The organism is Brevibacterium pigmentatum, assembly GCF_011617465.1.
GTDB classification, from domain to species: Bacteria; Actinomycetota; Actinomycetes; order Actinomycetales; family Brevibacteriaceae; genus Brevibacterium; species Brevibacterium pigmentatum.
In genome coordinates this window covers 3226020-3247995 of record NZ_CP050153.1, presented here as the reverse complement: position 1 = coordinate 3247995, position 21976 = coordinate 3226020, and the positions used below count along the sequence as shown (strand labels likewise).

Genomic DNA, 21976 nt, shown 5'->3' with positions numbered 1-21976 from the left:
CCCAACGAATTCGAAGGATTCAGATGGCTTCCAATCCCCGCTCCGGCGGTTCGAAGAAAGGCCCGACCAAGGGGTCGGGCGGCAAGAACAAGCGCGGCCTGCGCGGCAAGGGGCCGACGCCCAAGGCCGAGGACCGCGTCTATCACAAGGCGCACAAGGCCGCGCAGCAGCGCAAGAGCTCGAACGCCTCGGCGCAGGCGAAGCGGAAGAAGAAGGAGCTCGGACCGAATATGGTCGCCGGGCGCAATTCGGTCCTCGAGGCTCTGCGCGAGGGCGTTCCGGCCACCGCGATGTACGTGTCCGGGCGCATTGACTCCGATGATCGCGTGCGCGAATCCATCACTCTGGCGACTCAGCGCGGCATCTCGATGCTCGAGGCGAGCAAGCCCGACCTCGACCGGCTCACCGACGACGCGATCCACCAGGGCATCGCCCTGCAGGTCCCGCCGTACGACTACGCCGACCCGGCCGAACTGCTCGAGTACGCGGCGGACCGCGCCGAGACTCCGCTGCTCGTGGCCCTCGACGGGATCACGGATCCGCGCAACCTCGGTGCCATCGTCCGGTCGACGGCGGCCTTCGGCGGCCACGGCGTGATCATTCCCGAACGTCGCGCCGCCTCGATGACGGCCGCGGCGTGGAAGACCTCTGCCGGTGCCGCTTCGCGCATCCGCGTGGCGCAGGTGGTCAACCTGGCGCGGGCGATCGATGAGCTGAAGAAGCAGAACGTCTTCGTCGTCGGTCTCGACATGGACGGCGACGTCGACCTGCCTGAACTGACCTTCACCCGCGACCCGCTGTGCATCGTCGTCGGCTCCGAAGGCAAGGGCTTGTCGCGGCTCATCTCGGAGAAGTGCGACCAGATCGTGTCGATCCCGATCGCCGCGACCACGGAGTCGCTCAATGCAGGCATCGCCGCGGCTGTCTCCCTCTACGAGGTGGCCAGAGCCCGCCGCCCCTGACCCTCCTTACTACCTGACGGCGGCCCAGCAACCTCGCGCGAGGTTGCTGGGCCGCCGTCAGGTAGTAATTAGGGTTTTCAGAGGGTGGATTGGTAGTCGTTTTCGCTGAGCTGGCCGACGACCGAGTGGCGGCGGCTGTAGGTGAAGTAGACGATGGTTCCGACGGCCATCCACGCAGCGAAAACGAGCCAGGTCCGCCCGCCGAGGTTGACCATGAGGAATGCGCACGCCAAGGCTCCCAGCGCGGGCACGACCGGCCCGAACGGAACCTTGAATGAACGGTCGAGGTCCGGGCGTTTGAACCGCAGGTAGATGACGGCGATATTGACGAGGCAGAAGGCGAACAGGGTGCCGATGCTCGTGGCATCGGCGAGTTCGCCGAGCGGGATGAACGCCGCAGTGATGGCCACTAGTCCGCCGACGATCAGAGTGCCGATCAGGGGAGTCCCCGTGCGTTGGGAGACGACTCCGAAGATCCTCGGCACCATTCCGTCCCTGGCCATCGTCAGCAGGATCCGCGACTGACCGTAGAGCACTGTGATGACGACGGAGAAGATCGCGAGCACCGCAGCCACGGCGAAGAGCAGCACCGCGATGTTCGACCCCGTGATCTCTTCGACAATCTGGACCAGCGGGGCGTGGGCACCTTCGAACCACTGCCACTGCCGTGCCCCGATCGCTGTGACGGCCACGAGCACGTACATCGAGGTGACGATGAGCATCGAGAAGATGATCGCCCGCGGCAGGTCCCGGCGCGGGTTCTTCGCTTCCTCGCCGGCCGTCGATGCGGCATCGAAGCCGATATAGGAGAAGAACACGCTCGAGGCGGCCGCGGTGACACCGGCGGCTCCCATCGGCAGCAGCGGCGCGAAGTTGCCGGCCTTGAACGCGGTGAACGCGACGATGGCGAAGAAGACGAGGATGCCGATCTTGACGAACACGAGCAGTGTGTTGACGACACCGGATTCGCGGGCGCCGCGCATGAGCAGCACGGTCGCCAGAGCTACGACGATGAGAGCCGAGACGTTGACGATCCCATCGGGGTTCTCGGCGAGGCCAGGCCCCGTGGTCAGGGACGCGGGCAGCTCGAGGCCGAAGACGCGCAGGGTCTCGTTGACGTAGTCGGCGGCGCCGACGGCGACCGCTGCGACCGAGACCGCGTACTCGAGGACGAGGCACCAACCGCAGACCCAGGCGACGCCCTCACCGAGGGTGGCATAGGAATACGAGTAGCTCGACCCGGACACCGGCACCATTCCGGCCATCTCGGCGTAGCTGACTGCCGAGAGCAGCGCCGTGATTCCGGCGAGGACGAAAGCGATCCAGACGGCGGGGCCGGCCACGGGAACTGCCTCGCCGAGGATGACGAGGATTCCCGTGCCCAAGGTGGCACCGACGCTGATCATCGTCAGCTGGAAGACGCCGAACGTCCGCCGCAGTCCACCCGACTGCGCGGTCTGCGCATCGGTGTGGGCCTCGGCGGTCATGGCGCTGATCGACTTGCGTCGCCCCAGCTGCCGCAGCACTCCGGTGGGAGTGTGCGTCGGCGGGGTGGACGGTGTCTGCGAAACGGTCATATGAATATTCTTGCATAAGCATGAATATTGTCTCGCCAGGCTTCCGCGTGATTACGGGCGAAGCCGCCCCGCACCGTCGCCGATCTCACATCGCAGACGCCCTCACAGGGCGGGGATCTCACACGTCCCAGGTCGGGCCGACCTCAGACCTCAGACCTCACACGCCAGACACCTCACACGTCGGGGGTGAACCGACCGTCGTGCGCCATCCATCCTCCGTCGACGAGCTGCGAATGCCCGGTGACATAGCTCGACGCATCCGAGGCGAGGAAGAGGACGGGCCCGGCGATCTCGTGCAGGCGACCCCACCGGCCCAGGGCGGTCTTGTCCGCATACGCGTCCCACCACCTTCCGTCGGCCTTGATCTGCTGGGTCAGGGGAGTGTCGAACGGCCCGGGCAGGATCGCGTTGACCCGCACGCCCTTCTCTCCGAGCTCGCTGGCCATCGTCTTCGTCAGCTGCACGACTCCGGCCTTGGCCGCCGCGTACAGGCCCTGACCGGGTTCGATGGCCAGCGCTCGGAACGAGGCATAGGTGACGATCGATCCGCGACCGCGCTCACCCATCTCGCGGCCGAATCCGCGCATCAGCCGGTACGTGCCCTTGAGGTTGATGTCGATGACGCGGTCGAACTCGTCATCGGTGGTGTCCGTCAGCCGCTTGCGCACGTTCGCACCGGGAGTGACCACGAGGATCTCGGCATCGGACCATGCGTCGACGAGCGCATCGACCGACGCCGAGTCCGTGATGTCGACGGCCGCCGCCGTGGCGGGACTGGCATCGGACCCGCCATCGGCGGCACCGTGGGCGGCGGACCCGGAGCGTCGGCCGGCGATGAGGGCGGCGGTCTCCTCGGCGCCGGTGAGGTTGAGGTCGGCGACGACGACGTGCGCTCCCGCATCGGCGAGCCCGATCGCGCTGGCCTGCCCCAGTCCGGAGCCGGCCCCGACGACGACGACCGTGCGGCCGCTCAGGTCGAACAGGGACGGGATCGACGGGTTGTTCTCGTTCGTGGGCATCGGCTCGTTCGTCGACATCGGGAATCCTTCCGGGCGGGGCGGGGTGCTGGAGCGACCTCGGTGTCGCTCCGTGGACTTCAAAGTTATGCCCGCCGAGGCGGCTCCGCCGTTCCCGTTTCACCTTGTGGAACATCGACTGAGGTCAGGGCCGCCTCGGGGAGGGTTCAGAACTTCTCGCTGTCGACGTAGCGGATCTCGTCGGGGAGGTTCGCCAGGTAGTCGACGATGAAGTAGGCGATGGCCTCCATCGTGGGGATGTCGCGTTGGCGGGCGCGGGCCATGGTGCGGCGATGTTCGGCGAATTCGTAGAAGATCTGCCCGGGTTCGAGCTTGCGGGTGAGGTTCTCCGGGATCGCCTGGATGAGGGGTTTGTACACCTCGTCGAGCCAGCGGCGGGCGGCTTGGGACTCGTCGAGTTTGTCGAATTCGGCGATCTCGGGAGCCGAGCGGAACGAGTCGAGGTCGTTGAGCATCGCCCGGGCCTGGTTCTCGTTCGCGCCGATTCCGGTCAGGCGCAGCAGACGCCGCGAATGATGATTGGGTTCGACGACCTTCGGGGACACGAGGAGGCTGATGCCGTCGAGGTCGGTCGTCACGGTCAGTTCGCCGAGGTCGAAGCCCAGATCGTTGAGGCGGCGGATGCGTTCGTCGATGCGCCAGCGTTCGTTGACGCTGAACTCCTCGACCCGGGTCAGCTCCGCCCATAGGGCGTTGTACGACTCGCAGAGTCGCTCACCGGCCGCCAGCGGATCGGTCTCGGGGGCGACGAGTCCCGCGGCCTGCAGGTCGAGGAAGTCCCCGGCGATGTTCATCCGCGCGATCCGCAGGTCCATGTTCCGCTGCCCGTCGGAGAGCTGGTCGTGCAGCTCACCGGTCTCGGCATCGACGACATAGGCGGCGTAGGCATCGGCATCGCGGCGGAAGAGCGTGTTCGACAGCGACACGTCACCCCAGTAGAAGCCGACGAGGTGGAGGCGGACGAGGAGCACGGCCAGAGCGTCGACGAGGCGGCCGCCGGTGTCCTCGGCCAGGTCCCGGGAGAACAGGGCACGGTAGGGCAGGGAGAACTCGAGATAAGCGGTGATGAGGGCGCCCTTGAGCTTCTCGCCCGATTCGGTCCGTCGACCTCCGACGGAAGCCCGGGGTTCGACGAGGGGGACGTCGAGGTTGCCGAGCGCGCCGAGGATGTCGAACTCACGCAGCGCCTGCGCGTCGTCGGTCTCCTTGATCGCGAGGACTTCGTCCCCGATCTCGACATAGCGCACGACATGGCGGGAGATTCCGCGGGGCAGACCGCCGACCAGAGTCTCGGGCCACTCGGCCAGGGGCAGGTGCCAGGGGAGTTCGGCCAGGGCCTGATGATCGGCGTTCCGGACGGTGTGGATCTCCGGAGCCACGGCTCAGGAGTCCGTGTCGGAGACCGAGGCCACGAGCGCCTCGGCGAGGTCGGGTGTCTCCACGCCGATGAGCCGTCCGCGGTCGAGGAAGGCGATCCGGTCGCCGAGGACCTTCGCGTCCTCGAAGTCGGAGGTGGCATAGATCGTCGTCAGCCCGAATTCCTGCTGCAGCTGTTTGATCAGAGACAGAGTCTCCGTCTGCTGCTCGGGGACGAGGTTGACCACGGGCTCGTCCATGATGAGCACCTTGGGCCGGCGCACCACGGCACGGGCCAGGGCCACGGTCTGGCGTTGCAGCTGGGTGAGGTCGCCGGGAACCGAATCGAGGATGTCGCTCAGCCCGATCTTGTCCATCACGGATTCGACGCGTTCGCGGATCTCATCGGCCGGCAGACCGTCGACGCGCAGCGCAAAGCCGAGGTTGTCGCGCACGCTCATATGCGGGTAGAGCGCGTAGCTCTCCAGAGCCAGGGTGACGTCGCGGTCGTTGACGGCGGCGTGGGTGATATCGGCACCGTCGATGAGGATGGTGCCGGTCTTCGGGGTCTCCAGACCGTGGAGCATCCGCAGGATCGTCGACTTACCCGACGCGGCGGGGCCGTAGAGGACAAGGAACTCGCCGTCATCGACGAAGAGATTGAACGGGTGGACGGATTCGGACGTCGTGTTCTCGTAGACATGACTGAGGCCATTCAACGACACCGTTGACATAAGTCCTCCTAAAACTTCTGTATAACTCCGTGAGCAGCTGGTCGTCGGTGACCTGGCAGGGATGCTCAGTCACTCTCATCCTAAGGGGTGGAGAGTTCGGGTGCTCTGTGAATTCGACAAAGCGTAGAGTGATTCTCAGCACGATGGCTGTGCGCCGACGCATACCGCGACCCGAAAGTAGACTGAAACGTATGAAGGTCACGTTGGACGAGGTCGCCGCCAGGGCCGGGGTCTCTCTGGCCACGGTCTCCCGGGTGCTCGGCCGCCGCGGCGCCGTCGCCGAGTCGACGCGGGCGAAGGTCCTGGAGGCGATGAGCGAGCTCGGCTATTCGCGGTCGACCCTGCTCCATGATGCGCCGAGGCGGCTCGTGGCCGTCAGCGCCCCCGGCAACCCCGAACATTGGCAGGTCCAGGTCTGCACCCGCGTGGCCAAGGCCCTGCAGGATCATGATCTCCTCGTCACCCGCCCGCTGGTCGAGACCGACCCGGAGCCGCTGCAGACCGCGGTCGACGCCGGCGCCGTGGCTCTGGTGACCACGACGATGACGAGCCTGAACACGGAGATCCCCTGTATCCGCGTCGACGAACAGTCCGCCACCGAGGAGGCCGGAAGGCCCGGGTCGGGCGGCGCCGATGTCATCGCCGCGCGCCTCGACCTCGGTGGTGGAATGACCACGGCCTTCGAACATCTGCGAGCGATCGGACATCGCCGGATCGGGCTGATCTGCAATGACAGCGGTGAGCTGGCCGTTCAGCTCGTCCGCCGCTTCCTCGCCGAACATCCGGCCAGGAACCTGGGACTCAACCTCGAGGATTGGATCTCACGGGTGCCGAAGTCGTTCTCCGGAGGGTCGCGCGCCGTGCTCGAACTCAAGGATGCGACGTGCACCGCGGTGATCGTCCAGTCCGCTCTGCAGCTGCATGGCGCCCTCCACGGTCTGCGGAATCGGCACTTGCAGGTGCCGCGGGACATGTCGGTCGTCGGGTTCGGCGATTCCCCGACGATGAAGTTCACGGGTCCTCCGGCCACGGTGCTCGGCCTCGACGTCGAAGGGCTGTCGAACGCCCTCATCGCAGCGACCCTGCAGACTCTGCGGATCTCGACGACGGGCCTGCCCTCGGTGCCGCCGGTGTTCCGTCCCCGGCTCGTCGCCCGGACCTCGACGACGGCGGCCCGCCAATGAGCGACCACCCGCCCGAGCCCCGCCACGTTCGCCTCGCCGAGATCGCCGGCACCGCCGGGGTCTCGAAGGCCACCGCCTCACGAGCCCTGCGCGATCCTCAATCGGTGTCGGCATCGTCGTTGGCGAAGGTACGCCAGGCGCTGGCGATCCTCGGCGCCACCGGGCAGACCCCGAGCCCGGGGACCGGGGACGGAACCGGAGCAGACTCCGGACCCCTGCTCATCGCACTCATCAAACCCGCGGTGTCAGCGGGAAACGTCGATCCGTATACGCGGCTCGCGGAGATCCTGACGAACCGGATGTTCGGACTCGGCATCGCCGTCGTCCACATCGAGGCCATCGTCGAACGCAATGGGACTCTGCTCGAGACCGTCCTCGGCAGCGAACACGGCGGACCGGCGATCGCCGGGGCCATCGTCGTCGGCGGGGGCGCTGCCGGGGTGCTCGCGGGAATGCTCGCCGAGCGCGGACTGCCGCTCATCCGCATCTCGAATGCTCGCCACGACGACGGGATCTCCCGCATCTACCTCGACGCGACCGGCGGCATCGACACGGCCGTGGCCCACCTCGTCCACCTCGGCCACAAACGCATCGGACTCGCCGTGCTGCGCGATTCGGCGGCCCCTGCCCGCATCGCCGGCTTCCGCCGCTCGATGGCCGGAATCCTCCACATTCCCGCCACCCGCGATCAGGCTCCCGTCGTCGAGGCCGCCGGCGGAGCCATGGCCGGAGTCGCCGCTGCCGAGGAGCTGCTCGATCTGCGCTGCACCGCCGTCATCGCCTGCGCCCCGTCCCTGTCTTTCGGCATGCTCGAGGCCGCCCAGCGGCTCCGGTTGGACGTGCCCCGGGACCTGTCCCTGCTCACAGTCGGCGACGTCCCCGACGCCGATGTCGTCCAACCGCCCCTGTCGCAAGTCGTCTACGACTGGGCGACCGTGGCGCAGTCGGCGATCGACGAGGTCCGCGCGATGATCGCCGCCGGCGACGCCCGTGTGCACGTCGACTACACGGTCGACCCGGACCTCGTCCTCCGTGCCAGTGCCGTGCCCCCGCAGCGCCGCTGACGTCGCGACCATCCTCGCCGAGGCGGCCCGACCGTGGCATCGGTCCGACCCATGCGTCAGATCCGGTGGTGCGTCCGATCGGGCAAAGCTCGCCGAGGCGGCCCGACCTCAGCCGTGGACGGTGCGGAGGAAATCCGTGCGTTCGGCAACGAGGCGGCCGAGCAGTTCGGCCACGGCAGTCGGGTCGGCGATCCGCCACGAAGCGCGAGTCTGTGCGGACCCGACCTTGACGGTCAGACTCGCATCGAGAGCGTGGGAGTCCGTGAGTTCGTCGAGGGCGGCGAAAGCATCCTCATCGGTGACATCGTCGCCGAGGTAGCCCATCGCCGTGGGTCCGCCGGCGCGGGCGAGCAGTCGGATGCCGTCGCCCTTCGTCGCCTGTTTGACGGCGAGTTCGGTGATGTCGTGGCCTTCGATGACGCGGATGTCGGGAAACTCCTCGACCACTTCGGTGGCGTGGCCGTGCAGGGCCGCGGCCGCCGCGGAGGCGATTCCACGAGTATGGACCGTCCGCGAATAGGGTTTGCGCTCGATGAGGAAGTCCGAGGCGCCGTCGGCATGGCCTGAGTCGTCAGCGCCCGGCAGAGTGTGTTCGAACGCGTCGAGGTGAGCATCGACGGCGGCGAGCATCTCCGCTTCGGCCGCAGTGAGCTCGGGCGACCGGACGACAGCAGAGTCGCCATCGCGGTCGGCGTCGATCCCGAGCTCGGCCTCCGCACCGTGTGACCCGATGAGCCAGGCCGTCTCCGGAGCCTGCGACAGACGGCGCAGAGTCGCGATATCGCGCCCGGACACCAGTGCCACGCGGGTGCGCGGCAGATCTGCCAGCGCCGCGATCGCCGCGGCCGAATCGGGGACCATCCGCGAGGTCGACGGATCATCTTGAAGAGGTGCGAGGACCCCATCGAAATCCAAGGCCAGCAACAGCGAATCGGCGGTGGCGAGATCACGGAGGTCCACCTCGGCGGGGGTCGAGACGGCGGGCACGGACACGGTCGGTTCGGTCGTCACTGAGATCCTCCTATCGGGAGGTGGAGATCTCGGAGACCCATTCAGCATCCTCGGGGCGATCGGCCCGACCCGATGGGGTCGCGGGGGCATCCGGCGGGGGAGCGGTCCGGCTCTTCTGCGCGACCGGGCGGTCGGGGACGACGGCCTCGGGATTGTGCTTGAGGTGGTCGAGTTCGGCGAGGAAGGTCTTCGACCACAGGCTCACAGTGTCCGTGGCGACCTTCCGCCGCATCTGCCGCATTCGCCGGGCACGCGACTTGTCATCCATCTCGACTGCCTCGAGGATGCCGGCCTTGAGGTTGGCGATATCGTGTGGATTGACCATCACCGCGCCCGTGAGCTGCTCGGCGGCACCCGTGAATTCCGAGAGCACGAGCGCGCCGTCATCCTTCTGCCGGCATGCCACATACTCCTTGGCCACGAGGTTCATCCCGTCGCGCAGGGCCGTCACCAACATGACATCGGAGGCGAGGAAGAACGCCGTCATCTCGTCGCGCGGATAGGAATGGTGGAGGTAGCGGACGGGAATCGAACCGACATCGGCCTGTTCGCCGTTGATCCGCCCCACCGCGAGCTCGACGTCATGGCGGATGATCTTGTACTGCTCGAGCCGCTCCCGCGACGGGGTCGCGATCTGGATGAGCACGACGTCCTCGACATCGAGGCGGCCCTCGGCGATGAGCTCGCCGTAGGCCTTGAGCCGGTGCCGGATGCCCTTCGTATAGTCCATCCGATCGACGCCGAGCATGACGACCTTCGGATTGCCGACGTCCTCACGGATCTGCCGGGCCCGTTCGATGATGTCCGGATCCTTCGCGAGCTCCTCCAGATAGGGAGTGTCGATGGAGATCGGAAATGCCTCGGCGCGGACGACGTGCGCGGCCACGGCCTCGCCCGCCGGGACGAGGACCGTCGAGCCCTTCGTCGAGAAGTTGAGTCGACCCCGCACCGCACGCCGGAAGTTCGCCGCGTCCGCTGGACGCTGGAAGCCGACGAGATCGGCGCCGAGGAGGCCCCGCAGGATCTCATCGCGCCAGGGCAGCTGGGCGAAGAGTTCGTACGGCGGGAAGGGAATGTGGTTGAAGAAGCCGATCGCCACGTCGGGACGCATTCGACGGACCATGAGCGGAACCAACTGGAGCTGATAATCGTGGATCCACACGGTCGCGGACTCCGCGGCCACCTCGGCGATCGTGTGCGCGAAGCGCTCATTGACCCGCACATACGCATCCCACCAGGTGCGGTGGTACTCGGGCGGGACGATGACATCGTGGTAGAGCGGCCACAGTGTGGCGTTGGAAAACCCTTCGTAGTACCTGAGGACATCCTCACTTGTCAGAGTCACCGGGGTCAGGTGCATGCCGTCGATCGTGAAGGGCTCGAAGTCCTCATCGGCGACGCCCGTCCACCCGATCCAGGCACCCTCCTGGGCCTTCATCACGGGAGCCACCGCTGTGACCAAACCTCCAGGTGAGGTACGCCATCCGTGGTTCTCATCGTCGGGATCACGGTCGACGGGAAGGCGGTTGGCCACGACGACGAAATCGCTGTCGCCGAAGGGGTTGTCGGTGCTTGGCTCGGCAGAGTTGACGGTGCTCATCTGCGCCTCCTCCTGAGTCGGTCCTTGGAATGAACTCTACTCGCTCGACTAGGCTTGGCCAGGTGATGGATCAGGAACTGGGAGGCTACCGCCTCATCGAGGAGCTCGGCTCGGGCGGCATGGGTGTCGTCTACCTCGGTGTCGACGGCGGAAACAACCCGGTCGCGGTCAAAGTCCTCCATCCGCACATCGCCAATGACGAGACCGCCAGGAAGCGTCTGGCTCGCGAAACCCGCACCCTGCGCCGGATCCGCCACCCTCGGATCGCCGAGGTTCTCGACGCCGAACTCGATGCGGCGCAGCCGTTCATCATCACCGAATTCGTCGACGGGCAGACCCTGTCCGATGATGTCCGCGACAACGGCCCATTCGCCGAGGATGAGCTCGTCCACTTCGGTCACGCCCTCCTCGACGCTCTCAACGCCGTCCACGATGCGGGAGTCATCCATCGCGACCTCAAACCTGCGAACGTGATGATCATGGACGGCGAGCCGATGGTCATCGACTTCGGCATCGCCCAGGTCGCCGATGAGGTGCGCGTGACCGCGACGGGCCTGGTCATGGGCACGCCCGGCTACCTGTCCCCGGAGATCGCCGACGGCAAGACCTCGAGCGAGAAGACCGATTGGTGGGGGTGGGCCGCGACCATGGCGTTCGCCGCCACCGGCCGCAACCCCTATGGCTCCGGGCCCTTGGAAGCGGTGCTCGGGCGTGTGGCCATGGGCAAATTCGATCTCGATGGGGCGCCGAAGAACTTCGCGCCGCTCATCGCCGCGTGTCTCGACCCGAAGCCCGAACGTCGCCCGTCGGGGCAGATGATCCTCGACGCGCTCGTCGACATCGAGTCCGGGCGCCCGCCGCAGCTCGGTTCGGGCCCCAGCGGCGGTGCGGGTGGACCGCAGCGGACACCGAGCGGGACCGCGGTCATGCCCGCTGTCGATGACAGCCCCGGCGGTCGCGGCGGTGCCGGGGCGGCGGGGGCGGCCCTCGGCGGTGCGGCCCTCGGCGGTGCGGCCCTCGGCGGTGCCGCCGGAGCGGCCGCTGGATTCGGTGCGGCCGGGGCTGCGGGCCCCGGCGGCCGTGGTGGTCCGGGTGGCTCTGGTGGCTCTATCGGTCAGGGCAGAGACTTTGCGGGCACGGGCTACCCGGGAGCCGGACCCTCCGGCGGAACGCCCGGTGGCGGGCAACCGCAGTACCCCGGATCCAGCCGACCGACCAATCATGGCGGATCCGCTTACGGCTCGGGGCCCGGACAAGGGCCGAGCTATGGTTCCGGGCGGATGCACGGACAGCCGCCTCAGCAGGCGACCGCACCTCCGATCAGCAACCCCAACGGCGGCATTCAGGCAGGCCCGGGCTCCCCGATGGCCGGCGCCGACTTCGGCCGTTCCGGCTTCGTCCAGCCCGGCGGGCAGCCTGGTACCCAGCCCGGTCAGGGACAGAGTCTGGTCGGACCGAGCGGTCCCGGCGGACCGCATGGTCAGGTCGCGCAGGGGCAGTGGGGCGACCGGTCCGGTCACGGCGGTCAGCTCAGGGGTCCCGACGGTCAGCCGGTACAGCCTGGCAGGCAGCCGATTCAACAGGGCAGGCAGCCGCTGTCGCCGATGGGAAATCGGCGAGTGCAGTCCGGCGGCTGGGTCGTCTTCGGACTCGTCGCCTTGGCGGTCGCCGTCATGCCCCTCGGCCCGCTGGTCATCAGCCTCGTCGCGCTGATCTGGTCGGTGCTCGCCCGCACCGGCACACGTCTGGATCGGAAGGTTCAGCGGTACCGGTTCGACCGCGGAACGGATTCCGGTGGATTCTTCCGGGCGCTCGCCTCGGCGCCGGGAGCCGTGCTGGCATCGATCCTGACCTCAGTGGCCTCGCTCATCCTGCCGGCGATCGCGGCTGCGGCCGCGCTCGTGCTCACCCGGCTCGACATCGCCGGGATCGTGCCCAGCGGTGCCTCCGAACAATGGTCGGTGTGGGCGGCCGGTGCCGCCGGTTCGCTCGTGTTGTGGGTCGGGCCGGGAGCTTCGAGTCTGCGTTTCGGGTCGCGGCTGCTCGTCTCGGGGGCCACTCGCAATCAGCTCGGCCGACTCATCGCCCTGGCCGTGGTCGCGCTGCTCATCATCCTGGCCGTCATGGTCATCCAGTCGGGGGCGGCCATGTCGTGGTGGCCGCTGACGACGAACCCCTTCGACTATCTGCCCGGACCGGTCTGAGCCGGCGGGGGAGTCTGCCTCCGATGTCGGGAGATCAGCGCCGCTGTGTCTGCCGCCGACGTCCGTAGGTCGTTGTCGCTGTGTCCTCAGTCGACGCCTGGAAACCAGTGCCGCTGTGTCGAGGTAGTTGAACGTTGTAGTTGAACCTTGAATGTTTCTGGGAGTCGGCCACTCACCTGTTTCGGTACAGTGGTGCCGGCGGGTCGTGGAAGCCGTCCCGCACCGATCGGGCCTCAGGCCGCACCGATGTCAGACGATCCAACGTGAGGAACAATGGCGAAGAACAACTCCGCGGACGACAAGCGGAACCGCGCACGCGAGAACGCCCGCCAGATCGCGGCGAATCAAGCGAAGAAGGAGAAGACCGCCAAGACGATCCTGTACACCGGGATCGCAGTGGTCGTCGTCGCCGTGCTGGCCGTGGTCGGTGTGCTCGTTTTCCAGCAGAGCAAACCAGCTGTCAGCCCCACGAACTATGTTGCCGACGGAATCACCGTGGGCAAGGACAAAACGCTCGTGCAGCCGCTGAAGATGCCCGAAGGTGAGGAGTCGGATCTGCCGGCTCCGACCGATGAGGGTGCGAAGAAGGGCGCCGCCACGGTCACCGTCTACCTCGACTTCCAGTGCCCCGGCTGCAAAGCCTTCGAGGAAGGCAATGCAGACATGCTGCGCAAGCTCGCCAATGAGGGCTCGATCGTCGTCAACTACAAGCCGGTGTCGTTCCTCGACCGCATGTCCAGCGGAAACGAGTACTCGACTCGCGCCGCCAACCTCGCCGCCTGCGTCGTCGACAGCCAGCCCGAAGTCGCCGTCGATCTGTTCGACGCCCTCTTCGCTCAGCAGCCGGAGGAAGGCACCGAGGGCCGCACCGATGAGGAGCTGCTCAAGGTGGCCGAAGATGCCGGTGTCGACACCTCGAAGAAGCTCAAGGCCGACCCTGAGCAGACCGTGAAGTCCTGCGTCACCGACCGGACCTTCGACAAGTTCGTCGAGCAGTCGAGCCAGACCGCTCTGGACGATGGCGTCGAAGCCACCCCGTGGGTGCTCATCAACGGCAAGCACACCGACAAGACCAGCGACTCGCAGGCCCTGGCCACCGAGATTCTCAAGGCCACCGGAGAATTCAAGGGCTGATCGCCTGAGTCTCCCGGCCGGTGCCACGTGAGTACCGGTGCTAGGTGAGAAAGGCCGGATCCCGCCGAGGTGGGATCCGGCCTTCTTCATACCCCGCGGGACGGGTGTGGCCAGGATTGAGGTGGGAGCCGCCTCGGTGATGGCGTTCTGCGGGGCTCGTCCCCGCGGTTTTGTAGCCGGGCCCGGCCATGGACTACTATCGTGTAGGCGCGCACGCTCGGTGCGCACCACGCCTCCTTAGCTCAGTTGGTAGAGCACCGCTCTTGTAAAGCGAAGGTCGTCAGTTCGAGTCTGACAGGGGGCTCCACTCGGGAAGGCCCCGCGCATCGCTGGAAACAGTGAGCGCGGGGCTTTTTCTGTGCTCATTAGAGGCCGACCGAGGGTTAATGATCAAAATGTGTGTACAGCGCAGGCGTGTCACGCCCACTGCGGTCACCGTGATCGGCCGCCCCATCCCTTCTGGATGCCGTCGTCCGGCCCGTGAGGCAGCAGCCGCCAGGCCCCAAGCTGCCCGCGAGTCGTTCCGTGAACCCCGCCCGCATTGGTTTGTTGGGTCGATCCACGGTGGTTTTCGTGTCAAAAACACCGTGGATCGACCCAACAATGCGCTTAAGAAGGGTGACGCAATCGAATTGGGTCGCCATCGGACATTTCCGTTGGCGAAAAGTATCCGATACTGGCCTGAAGTCAGCCACCGGGCCAGTGCGAGCTCGGACTGCTCCGGCTAGCCCTGCCCGTCGCGTCTGAACACGAGCATGAGGGAGCGCATGCTCAGCACGAAGCCGCCGAAGAGCAGCACGAAGCCGAAGAACGAGTACAGGTGGATATCTTTCGTCAGCAGCGGACCCTCGTCGCTGGTGATGAGCATGATCGCTCCGACCACGGCGGCCCCCGCGAGGACGGCGACGATGAGCTGCTGGAACAGGCTGGTGAGGAAGCTGCGATCGGAGGGATTCTCGAGCACGCGCATGTTCATCGAGAACCGGCCCTGCTCGAGATCCTCGGTGATCTTGTTGATCCGGCGCGGCATGCGGTCGATCATCGGCATCAGCTGCAGCGCCCGACGCTGCAGCTCATCGGTGATCTTCGTGCCCTTGAGCTTCGACCGCACGAGTCTGTTGCCCTCTTGCCGGGACACGGCGACGACATCGAAGTTCGGGTCGATCGTCAGCAGCGCACCCTCCACCGTGGCCATCGCGCGGAAAGCTGCGCTGATCGGCGCCGGCACGGAGAAGCGGTGAGCGAGCACGAGATTGAACAGATCATCGAAGAGCTTCTGCCCCTGCGCCGCACGGATGCCGCCTCCGTAGCGCAGCAGCAGTTCGCCGACGGCGCGTTCGACGTCCCGATCGTCGAGTCCATCAGGCCGTCCGAGGAGTTCGATGATGGCATCGGTGGCTCCGGCGCTGTCGTTCTGGTCGATCGAATAGAGCATGAGACCCAGCGAGGTCTGCGTGCCCGGATCGAGCCGGCCGACGGCGCCGAAATCGAGAAGACCCAGCTTCCCCTCGGGAGTGATGAAGATATTGCCGGCATGCAGATCGGCGTGGAAGATCCCGTCGCCGATGATCTGCTCGAGTGTGGCACCCAACAGTGTGGTGGCCAACCGGGACCGTTCGGCATCGCTGAGCCCGGTCAACAGCGTACCCGCACGTGAGACCGGCTGTCCGGGGAGCCGATCCATGACCAGCAGGCGTTCGCCGCTGAGGCCCGGGTAGCCGTGTGGAACGGTGACGTCGAACTTCCCCGACCGTTTGAGAGAGGCCTCGACGCTGGCCATATTGTCCAGCTCGATCCGGTAGTCGAGTTCCTCCTCGAGCGTGTTCGCGAAACCTGCGGCCAGTGACTGCACACCCAGATCCCGGCCCCAGGTCGTGGCCTTGTTCAGCCAGCCCGCCAACCGCAGGATGATGTCGAGATCCTGAGTGACCTGATTGAGCGCCTTCGGCCGCTGCACCTTGACGATGACCTCCGTGCCGTCGAGCAGGGTCGCCTCATGGACCTGCGCCACCGAGGCGGCCGCCAGCGGCGTGGAGCCGATCCATGCGAACACCTCTCCGATCGGCCGACCGAGCCGCTCGGCGATGGCCGGTTCGATGACTGACCAGGGCTCAGGTGTGACCTGCGTCTGGAGGGTCTCGAGCTCACGGACGAACACCGGCGGGAGGATGTCTCTGCGGGTGGAGAGCATCTGTCCGAGCTTGACGAAGGTCACCCCCGCCTCGGCGAGGGATTCCTTGAGCGCTCGTGCGGTCTTGACGTCGCGACCCGGCGAATCGCCTCCGAAGCCGCGCAGCTGGGAGCCGAGCCCATGTCGCACGGCAATGGACACGACCTGGGCATAGCGGCGGCCGCGGCGACGGCGGGACTTCCACCCGAAGAAGAGCGACTGCGGGCTCGGCAGGGATCCGGTCGGAAAGGCCGCTTCGAGCATGACGAGGGCACCGACGCCCAGGGCGAAGATCCACCCGAGGGCGAGCACCATGAACAGCACCGCCACTCCGGGGGAGACGTCGAGCCCGGTGGTGTTCTGCCCGGTGCCGGCCCGGTAGAGATATTGGACGGTCACGGCCACGACGGCGCTCATGACGAGGCCGACGGCCAGTGTGCGCGGCCAGCCGGTGGGAACGCCGACGACGCGGCGGACCACGGTGGCAGCGAACCATGACTGGAGGAAGAGGAAGACGAGCGCAGCCAGGCTCACCAGCACGTATCCACCGACGTCCAGTGCTTCCATCGATGACTCTCCTGATCCTGTTCGGACTCTCAGCTGTGAGCCGGCCACTTCAGGCCTTCAGCTTCGGGCTGTCAGCCGAACTTCGTCGATTCGGTCCTCTCCAGCCTAATCCGTCGAGTCAGTCCGTGCGCGGCGGATCGAGGCGCCTCCGCCTTCCGGGCAGCCCGACCTGCCGGGCCCAGATGAGGATCCACACCGCGCCGAGGAAGGCGAGCAGTCCCGGGAAGAGCACTCCGAAGCGCAGGGTGGTCACGGTGATGATGAGGGACAGCAGCGTCGGCCCGCCGAGTTTGCCGCCGTTGTTGAAGATCGCCCAGATGCCGAGGAACCGCGGTCGTCCGACCGCGGGGGAGAGGTCCTCGCCGATCGTCATATTCACGCCCGCGCCGAGGCCGTTGCCGAAGGCCATGACCGCGGCGGCGATGACCATCCCGGCGAGATCCGGCTTCGCGACCATGATGACGAACCCGGTGCCGAAGATGGACAGGCACGCAACGAGGGTCGGGACCCGGCCGAGGTGATCCTTGATGTACGCGCCGAGGAACATGACGATGAGTTCGAGTCCGGCGCCGAAGGCGATGATGAGCGAGATCGAGGACTTGTGCAGACCGATCTCGACGCCCCACAGCTGGACGACGACCGGCTGAGCGGCGCGGGCCGCCGCCAGTGCGATGATCGTGACGCCGGTGAGGACGACCGATTTCCACCGCACGTCCAACGGCGGTCGGCGATCCTTCTTCTTCCTCCCCCGAGGACGGGCGGCGTCTCCGTGCGCACGGCCGGTCGGCTCGGCGGACGATAAACCATCCGTGGGGGAGGGAACGTGATCGTCCGCAAGGGAGGTCGGGGCCGCCTCGGCGCGGTGGGGGTGGTCGTCGAAGCCGGGGATCTGCGCGATCGGCAGTGCCATGATCGCGATCGCGGCGACGGCGGTGAGGCCGGAGAAGACGAACACGGACCAGATCGGGAAGACGAGCATGAGGCCGGCGCCGATCATCGGTCCGACGAGGTTGCCGACCCGCTGCGTGCCGCCGAGCGCGGTCATCGCCTTGGCGAGGTCGGCCGGTGGCATCACCTCGGCGACGACGGCCTGCCGGGCCAGGCTCCACACATCGGAGACCGGGCCGAAGACCATGAGCGCGAGCGTGTAGATGAGCAGCGAGTACGGCGAATCCCAGATGAAGGCGGCGACGATGGAGCCGAGAACGATGATCGCCGCAATCGTGGCCACGAACATCGCACGAAAATCGCCGAGGCGGTCGATGAGTATCCCCGCCGGCACCGTGGCCATGAGCGACACGGCTCCCATGATGCCGACGATGGCAGCCGCGAACGCCTGCGTCGAACCCAGCGAGAGTGCCCCGAGCACGAGGATCGGCATGATCGCGCCCAAGCCGACAGCGAAGAGCGCGAACGGCACGAGGACCGGCCACAGGATGGGTTTGAGCACATGGCAAGTCTAGTTGGGCTGTGCGTGAGGTGGTCGCGGAGTCCGAGGTGAGAGCGGCCGTGGGTATGCGGATCACCGGGCGGGCCAGCGCGGCGGGGTATCGGAGTCGGTTGGGCGGCCATAGAATGTCCGAGCACTCAGTCCGACCGTTGAGGATCCGCATGACCGCACAGAACTCAGCCGCACCTCGACTCCGCCTCAGCCCGATGCGTCCGCGCGACCCGGGCGAAGAGGGCCGCGCAGCGAGCACACTCGAACTCTTCTTCGACCTCGTCTTCGTCATCGCAGTGTCGATCGCGGCTTCACACCTGCATGACACGATCACGGCCGGACGCATCGGTGACGGTGTGGTGAGCTATCTGCTCGTGTTCTTCGGGATCTGGTGGGCGTGGATGAACTTCACGTGGTTCGCGACCTCGTTCGACACCGATGACTGGCTCTACCGGGTGCTCGCGATCGTGCAGATGGGCGGAGTGCTCATCCTCGCCGCCGGCATCGGGCCGGTCTTCGAGGACCGTGACTTCCGGCTGCTCATCGCCGGCTACGTCCTCATGCGCATCATCATGATCTCGCAATGGCTGCGCGCCTCCCGCGGCGCCGGTCGGGCGCGATGGACGACGATCGTGTATGCGGCAGGGATCGGCATCGTCCAGGTTCTCTGGGTGGCATGGCTGGGCATCGATGATCCCGTGTCCAGTGTTGTGGGCGTCGGTGTGCTCATCCTCGCCGAGGTGGCGGTGCCCGTCATCGCGGAAACGCGCGGCACGACGCCGTGGCACCCCGACCACATCACCGAACGCTACGGCTGCTTCACGATCATCGTCCTCGGTGAGAGCCTTCTGGCCTCGGCGAACACGATCTTCGAGGCCCTCGGCGAAGTCGAGGACATCGTTCCGCTCGTCTCCCTCGGCGTCCTGTGCCTGACCGTCACCGCCTCGATGTGGTGGATCTACTTCTGGCCGCCGCATCACCGCGCGATCGGCAGCCTCGGTGGATCGCTCAAGTACGGCTACGGGCACTATTTCATCTTCGCTGCGGCAGGGGCATTCTCTGCCGGAGTCGGAGTCGAAGCCGATTCGCAGCTCGGCGCCAGCGCCCTCGACCGAGGGCTGGCGACATTCACGGTCTCGGTGCCGATCGCCGTGTTCGTCCTCGGGGTGTGGGTGCTCGCGATCCGCGCCAACGCCAACGGAGTCGTCAACACCGTCGTTCCGGCCTGCGCTCTGCTCGTCCTTCTCGACCCGATCATCCCGGTCCCGACGTTCCTCACGACGTTCTTCATGGTCATCATCGTCATCACCCTCGTCGTGTTCCCTCCACTGGACGAGAACGGCAAGTCCGCCGCCGAGGCGGTCGTCCGGTGAGTGCGTCAGAACGGCAGGCCGTGATAGCGGTCGATGTGCCTCCGTTTGGCTTCGTCGACCCGACGTGACATCTCCGCAGAATCGACCCGCACGTGAAGGGCCCGGACGCGGCGACGCTCGATGAGCCACAGCGCCAGCCGCAGGACCAGACCGTCGAGGCCGGTGGCCGAGGTCGCCGTCGACTGCTCGCCGTCGACGACGAGCTCCCGGGTCACGGTGACCGTGCGTTCGACGATGCGGCGCTGATGAGATGCCCCGCCGAAATCGGCGAGAGGTGGGCGGATGGGTGCGGTGAGAGTGCTCATGATGGGGTTTCCTCTCCATCGGTCAGGGGGAAGGCGTTGAACTGGATCTGCACCGGGCGGGAGCCCGGATCATTGCGGCCGCGGTACTTGTTGATGAAGGTCATAGTGGTCCTTTCGAACTCGGCGGCGATCTCAGCGAGTTGTTCCTTCGTCAGGCGCAGATTGCTCGTCTCGCTGACCGAGGCTGCGATCCACGATTTCGACATCCGCTGCTCGTCATAGGCCGCGTCGATGAAGTCTTCGAAATTGCGATGCTGATTGCGTGCGAACTCCCGGTTGACGTAGGAGGAAGCCGTCCGTGCCGACGGGTCGAGTTCGCGCTCGGGGCCCGGCACCTTCATGGCCCCGGGGATCCTCTCCCACCACTTCTCCCGACCGCTCCGCTCGCCCTCGACCTCGCGGATGAGCTGATGGCGAGCGAGCTGACGCAGGTGATAGCTCGTCGCACCGGAGGACTCGCCGAGGCGTTTGGCCAGGCTCGTCGCCGTCTGCGGACCCTGCGTGGACAGGGCATCGTAGATCGCCATCCGCAGGGGATGGGCCAGCCCCTTGAGGGCCGAGGTGCTGATCTCACGGACGCCATCGGGATGAGAGATCTCGCGGATGCTGTCGTCAGGGGTCTCCTCGCTCATATTGCAAAGATACACTTGCAAAGAACGCTTTGCAATAGTTTGTTTGCAGTTTCTCGAGGTGGGCGCTGCCGGCAGTGAGGCACTATCGGATCGGAGGTGAAAGTGGCACGCTGGAGTCATGGTCTCTCAGAGCGTCGTCCCGTTTCACAGTGTCGTCCCGCCTTATCTCCTCGATGCGATCGCCGAGCGCGGCACCGAGCGATTCCCGAAGGCCGCGGCCGCCGCAGCCAGCTGTCGGATGTCCGATGAGAGCTGCCGGAACCTGCGCCTGGCCGGACTGCGCTATACCCCTCCGGCCGATCTCGGCAAGGACGAATCCGCGCTCGCCGCCCCCGCTCCTGCAGGACTGCAGCGCCTCATCCACGATGCGCAGAACACCGAGGTGCTGCCCGGCGAACTCGTCCGCTCCGAAGGCGAAGGACCCGTCGACGATGAACCGGTCAACGAAGCCTATGACGGACTCGGCGCTTCGTATTCGCTGTACTCCGAGGTGTTCGGGCGTGACTCGCTCGATGGTGCGGGAATGCCGCTCATGGCCAGCGTCCACTACGGCAAGGACTACGACAACGCCTTCTTCGACGGCCGACTCATGGTCTTCGGCGACGGCGATGACGAAGTGTTCACCGGCTTCACCGGTTCGCTGTCGATCATCGGCCACGAACTCTCCCACGGCGTCATCAGCCACACCGCCGACCTCGAATACTTCGGCCAGCCGGGAGCACTCAACGAACACTGTGCCGATGTCTTCGGGGCGCTGACCCAACAACACGACGCCGGACAGAACGCTGAGGACGCCGACTGGCTCATCGGCGCCGGGATCTTCACTCCCGATGTGACCGGCCGCGCCCTGCGCTCCATGATCGAACCCGGCACGGCTTATGACGACGACGTCCTCGGCAAGGATCCGCAGCCTGCGCATATGGACGACTTCGTCACCACCGATTCCGACAACGGCGGGGTCCACCTCAACTCCGGGATCCCGAACCGGGCGTTCGCGCTCGCGGCCATCGCCGTGGGCGGTCCGGCCTGGGAAAGCGTCGGACAGGTCTGGTACTCGGTCCTCACAGGGGCCGAGATCACGCAGCGCACAGAATTCGCGGAGTTCGCAGAACTCACCATCGCCGAGGCGGCCGACCAGTTCGGAGCCGGATCCGACGTTCACGATGCGATCGTATCCGGGTGGGAAGCCGTGGGCATCTCCCACTCAGGTTCGGCACGCGGAAACCAGGGGAGCAGCTGGTGAACGACACCCTGGCCGGGGATCCGCGAGATTCCGGTGACAACGGCTCCTCTGGCCAGCCGGCCGAGCGGTTCGGACGTCTGCTCGTCGAACGGTCCGGAGGGATCGGCGGGATGCTGCTCGTCTGGGACGTCGACATCGACGCGAGCTCTCGGCGGGATGACCTCGGTCCGCGCATCGCCGAACTTCCCTGGTCCGACAGCGGGCAGAGTGAGGATGCGCCGCAGCAGGCGGGTGCCGACCGGTTCGCCTACCTCATCGAAAGCCGGTACGGGCGAGTGCGCTTCGGCGAGAGTCAGTTGCCGCCGGAGTGGAAGCAGCTGGTCGACGAGGTGCGGGAAGTCGCCGAACCGCAGAGGCGACAACCCGGCTGACCCTTATGCTG

The 21976-nt window shown here is 66.6% G+C and carries 18 protein-coding genes and 1 tRNA gene; 9 read left to right on the top strand and 10 right to left on the bottom strand.

Going from position 1 to position 21976, the window contains the following annotated elements:
• The first annotated feature begins 23 nt into the window (after positions 1-23).
• On the top strand, positions 24-962 hold the full coding sequence (gene rlmB / locus GUY30_RS14755; RefSeq protein ID WP_167199161.1) for a 23S rRNA (guanosine(2251)-2'-O)-methyltransferase RlmB: 939 nt from the start codon (positions 24-26) through the stop codon (positions 960-962).
• 77 nt (positions 963-1039) lie between these two features.
• Here the strand turns inward: rlmB and GUY30_RS14750 are convergent, their stop codons facing one another.
• The 4 genes from GUY30_RS14750 to GUY30_RS14735 all read right to left on the bottom strand — a co-directional run bounded on the left by GUY30_RS14750 (position 1040) and on the right by GUY30_RS14735 (position 5666).
• Positions 1040-2539 (bottom strand): amino acid permease, encoded by a 1500-nt coding sequence (locus GUY30_RS14750; RefSeq protein ID WP_167199158.1) that lies wholly within the window; start codon positions 2537-2539, stop codon positions 1040-1042.
• 173 nt (positions 2540-2712) lie between these two features.
• The gene (locus tag GUY30_RS14745) at positions 2713-3576 is read right to left on the bottom strand and encodes an SDR family NAD(P)-dependent oxidoreductase (protein WP_228281399.1); all 864 of its coding nucleotides are present in this window, start codon (positions 3574-3576) and stop codon (positions 2713-2715) included.
• A gap of 146 nt (positions 3577-3722) precedes the next feature.
• The gene (locus GUY30_RS14740; RefSeq protein WP_167199155.1) at positions 3723-4955 is read right to left on the bottom strand and encodes a DUF4032 domain-containing protein; all 1233 of its coding nucleotides are present in this window, start codon (positions 4953-4955) and stop codon (positions 3723-3725) included.
• Between the two features lie 3 nt (positions 4956-4958).
• Positions 4959-5666: an ABC transporter ATP-binding protein gene (locus GUY30_RS14735; protein WP_228281396.1), complete on the bottom strand. Its 708-nt coding sequence runs from the start codon at positions 5664-5666 to the stop codon at positions 4959-4961.
• 191 nt (positions 5667-5857) lie between these two features.
• On the opposite strand from GUY30_RS14735, the gene GUY30_RS14730 reads away from it, so the two are divergent.
• Both GUY30_RS14730 and GUY30_RS14725 read left to right on the top strand, forming a co-directional pair.
• Positions 5858-6850: a LacI family DNA-binding transcriptional regulator gene (locus GUY30_RS14730; RefSeq protein WP_167199152.1), complete on the top strand. Its 993-nt coding sequence runs from the start codon at positions 5858-5860 to the stop codon at positions 6848-6850.
• The gene (locus GUY30_RS14725; RefSeq protein WP_167199149.1) at positions 6847-7914 is read left to right on the top strand and encodes a substrate-binding domain-containing protein; all 1068 of its coding nucleotides are present in this window, start codon (positions 6847-6849) and stop codon (positions 7912-7914) included. Before GUY30_RS14730 ends, GUY30_RS14725 begins: the two co-directional genes overlap by 4 nt.
• Before the next feature lie 108 nt (positions 7915-8022).
• Here GUY30_RS14725 and GUY30_RS14720 read toward each other — a convergent pair whose 3' ends face one another.
• Positions 8023-8925: a trehalose-phosphatase gene (locus GUY30_RS14720; RefSeq protein ID WP_167199146.1), complete on the bottom strand. Its 903-nt coding sequence runs from the start codon at positions 8923-8925 to the stop codon at positions 8023-8025.
• 10 nt (positions 8926-8935) lie between these two features.
• On the bottom strand, positions 8936-10525 hold the full coding sequence (locus GUY30_RS14715) for an alpha,alpha-trehalose-phosphate synthase (UDP-forming) (protein ID WP_167199143.1): 1590 nt from the start codon (positions 10523-10525) through the stop codon (positions 8936-8938).
• A gap of 65 nt (positions 10526-10590) precedes the next feature.
• Between GUY30_RS14715 and GUY30_RS14710 the strand changes: the two genes are divergently transcribed.
• The 3 genes from GUY30_RS14710 (at position 10591) to GUY30_RS14700 (ending at position 14170) form a co-directional block, all read left to right on the top strand.
• Entirely contained in the window at positions 10591-12729 is a 2139-nt protein-coding gene (locus GUY30_RS14710) for a serine/threonine-protein kinase (protein WP_167201089.1), read from the top strand.
• Between the two features lie 273 nt (positions 12730-13002).
• The gene (locus tag GUY30_RS14705) at positions 13003-13863 is read left to right on the top strand and encodes a DsbA family protein (protein ID WP_062241313.1); all 861 of its coding nucleotides are present in this window, start codon (positions 13003-13005) and stop codon (positions 13861-13863) included.
• A 231-nt stretch (positions 13864-14094) separates the two neighbouring features.
• A tRNA-Thr gene (locus GUY30_RS14700) sits at positions 14095-14170 on the top strand.
• Between the two features lie 417 nt (positions 14171-14587).
• Here GUY30_RS14700 and GUY30_RS14695 read toward each other — a convergent pair.
• The gene (locus tag GUY30_RS14695) at positions 14588-16600 is read right to left on the bottom strand and encodes an ABC1 kinase family protein (protein ID WP_167199140.1); all 2013 of its coding nucleotides are present in this window, start codon (positions 16598-16600) and stop codon (positions 14588-14590) included.
• 118 nt (positions 16601-16718) lie between these two features.
• Complete coding sequence (locus tag GUY30_RS14690) at positions 16719-18050, bottom strand: MFS transporter (protein ID WP_167199137.1); 1332 nt, start codon at positions 18048-18050, stop codon at positions 16719-16721.
• 161 nt (positions 18051-18211) lie between these two features.
• Between GUY30_RS14690 and GUY30_RS14685 the strand changes: the two genes are divergently transcribed.
• Complete coding sequence (locus tag GUY30_RS14685) at positions 18212-19414, top strand: low temperature requirement protein A (RefSeq protein ID WP_208091433.1); 1203 nt, start codon at positions 18212-18214, stop codon at positions 19412-19414.
• Positions 19415-19419: 5 nt separating this feature from the next.
• Here GUY30_RS14685 and GUY30_RS14680 read toward each other — a convergent pair whose 3' ends face one another.
• Both GUY30_RS14680 and GUY30_RS14675 read right to left on the bottom strand, forming a co-directional pair.
• Entirely contained in the window at positions 19420-19719 is a 300-nt protein-coding gene (locus GUY30_RS14680; RefSeq protein ID WP_039208464.1) for a hypothetical protein, read from the bottom strand.
• Entirely contained in the window at positions 19716-20351 is a 636-nt protein-coding gene (locus GUY30_RS14675; protein ID WP_167199134.1) for a winged helix-turn-helix domain-containing protein, read from the bottom strand. Before GUY30_RS14675 ends, GUY30_RS14680 begins: the two co-directional genes overlap by 4 nt.
• A gap of 118 nt (positions 20352-20469) precedes the next feature.
• On the opposite strand from GUY30_RS14675, the gene GUY30_RS14670 reads away from it, so the two are divergent.
• Both GUY30_RS14670 and GUY30_RS14665 read left to right on the top strand, forming a co-directional pair.
• Positions 20470-21594, top strand: coding sequence for a M4 family metallopeptidase (locus GUY30_RS14670; RefSeq protein WP_167199131.1), 1125 nt, complete (start codon positions 20470-20472; stop codon positions 21592-21594).
• A complete protein-coding gene (locus GUY30_RS14665; RefSeq protein WP_167199127.1) occupies positions 21591-21965 on the top strand; it encodes a protealysin inhibitor emfourin in 375 nt (124 codons plus the stop codon). The genes GUY30_RS14670 and GUY30_RS14665 overlap by 4 nt, the downstream gene beginning before the upstream one ends.
• Positions 21966-21976: the final 11 nt, after the last annotated feature.

Bases quoted from the DNA above. Each gene is read 5' to 3' on its own strand.
- GUY30_RS14725 (WP_167199149.1), top strand. From the start codon at position 6,847: ATGAGCGACCACCCGCCCGAGCCCCGCCACGTTCGCCTCGCCGAGATC.
- GUY30_RS14695 (WP_167199140.1), bottom strand. From the start codon at position 16,600: ATGGAAGCACTGGACGTCGGTGGATACGTGCTGGTGAGCCTGGCTGCG.
- GUY30_RS14685 (WP_208091433.1), top strand. From the start codon at position 18,212: ATGACCGCACAGAACTCAGCCGCACCTCGACTCCGCCTCAGCCCGATG.
- GUY30_RS14710 (WP_167201089.1), top strand. From the start codon at position 10,591: ATGGATCAGGAACTGGGAGGCTACCGCCTCATCGAGGAGCTCGGCTCG.
- GUY30_RS14735 (WP_228281396.1), bottom strand. From the start codon at position 5,666: ATGTCAACGGTGTCGTTGAATGGCCTCAGTCATGTCTACGAGAACACG.
- GUY30_RS14745 (WP_228281399.1), bottom strand. From the start codon at position 3,576: ATGTCGACGAACGAGCCGATGCCCACGAACGAGAACAACCCGTCGATC.
- GUY30_RS14750 (WP_167199158.1), bottom strand. From the start codon at position 2,539: ATGACCGTTTCGCAGACACCGTCCACCCCGCCGACGCACACTCCCACC.
- GUY30_RS14705 (WP_062241313.1), top strand. From the start codon at position 13,003: ATGGCGAAGAACAACTCCGCGGACGACAAGCGGAACCGCGCACGCGAG.
- GUY30_RS14715 (WP_167199143.1), bottom strand. From the start codon at position 10,525: ATGAGCACCGTCAACTCTGCCGAGCCAAGCACCGACAACCCCTTCGGC.
- GUY30_RS14670 (WP_167199131.1), top strand. From the start codon at position 20,470: ATGGTCTCTCAGAGCGTCGTCCCGTTTCACAGTGTCGTCCCGCCTTAT.
- rlmB (WP_167199161.1), top strand. From the start codon at position 24: ATGGCTTCCAATCCCCGCTCCGGCGGTTCGAAGAAAGGCCCGACCAAG.
- GUY30_RS14730 (WP_167199152.1), top strand. From the start codon at position 5,858: ATGAAGGTCACGTTGGACGAGGTCGCCGCCAGGGCCGGGGTCTCTCTG.
- GUY30_RS14680 (WP_039208464.1), bottom strand. From the start codon at position 19,719: ATGAGCACTCTCACCGCACCCATCCGCCCACCTCTCGCCGATTTCGGC.
- GUY30_RS14675 (WP_167199134.1), bottom strand. From the start codon at position 20,351: ATGAGCGAGGAGACCCCTGACGACAGCATCCGCGAGATCTCTCATCCC.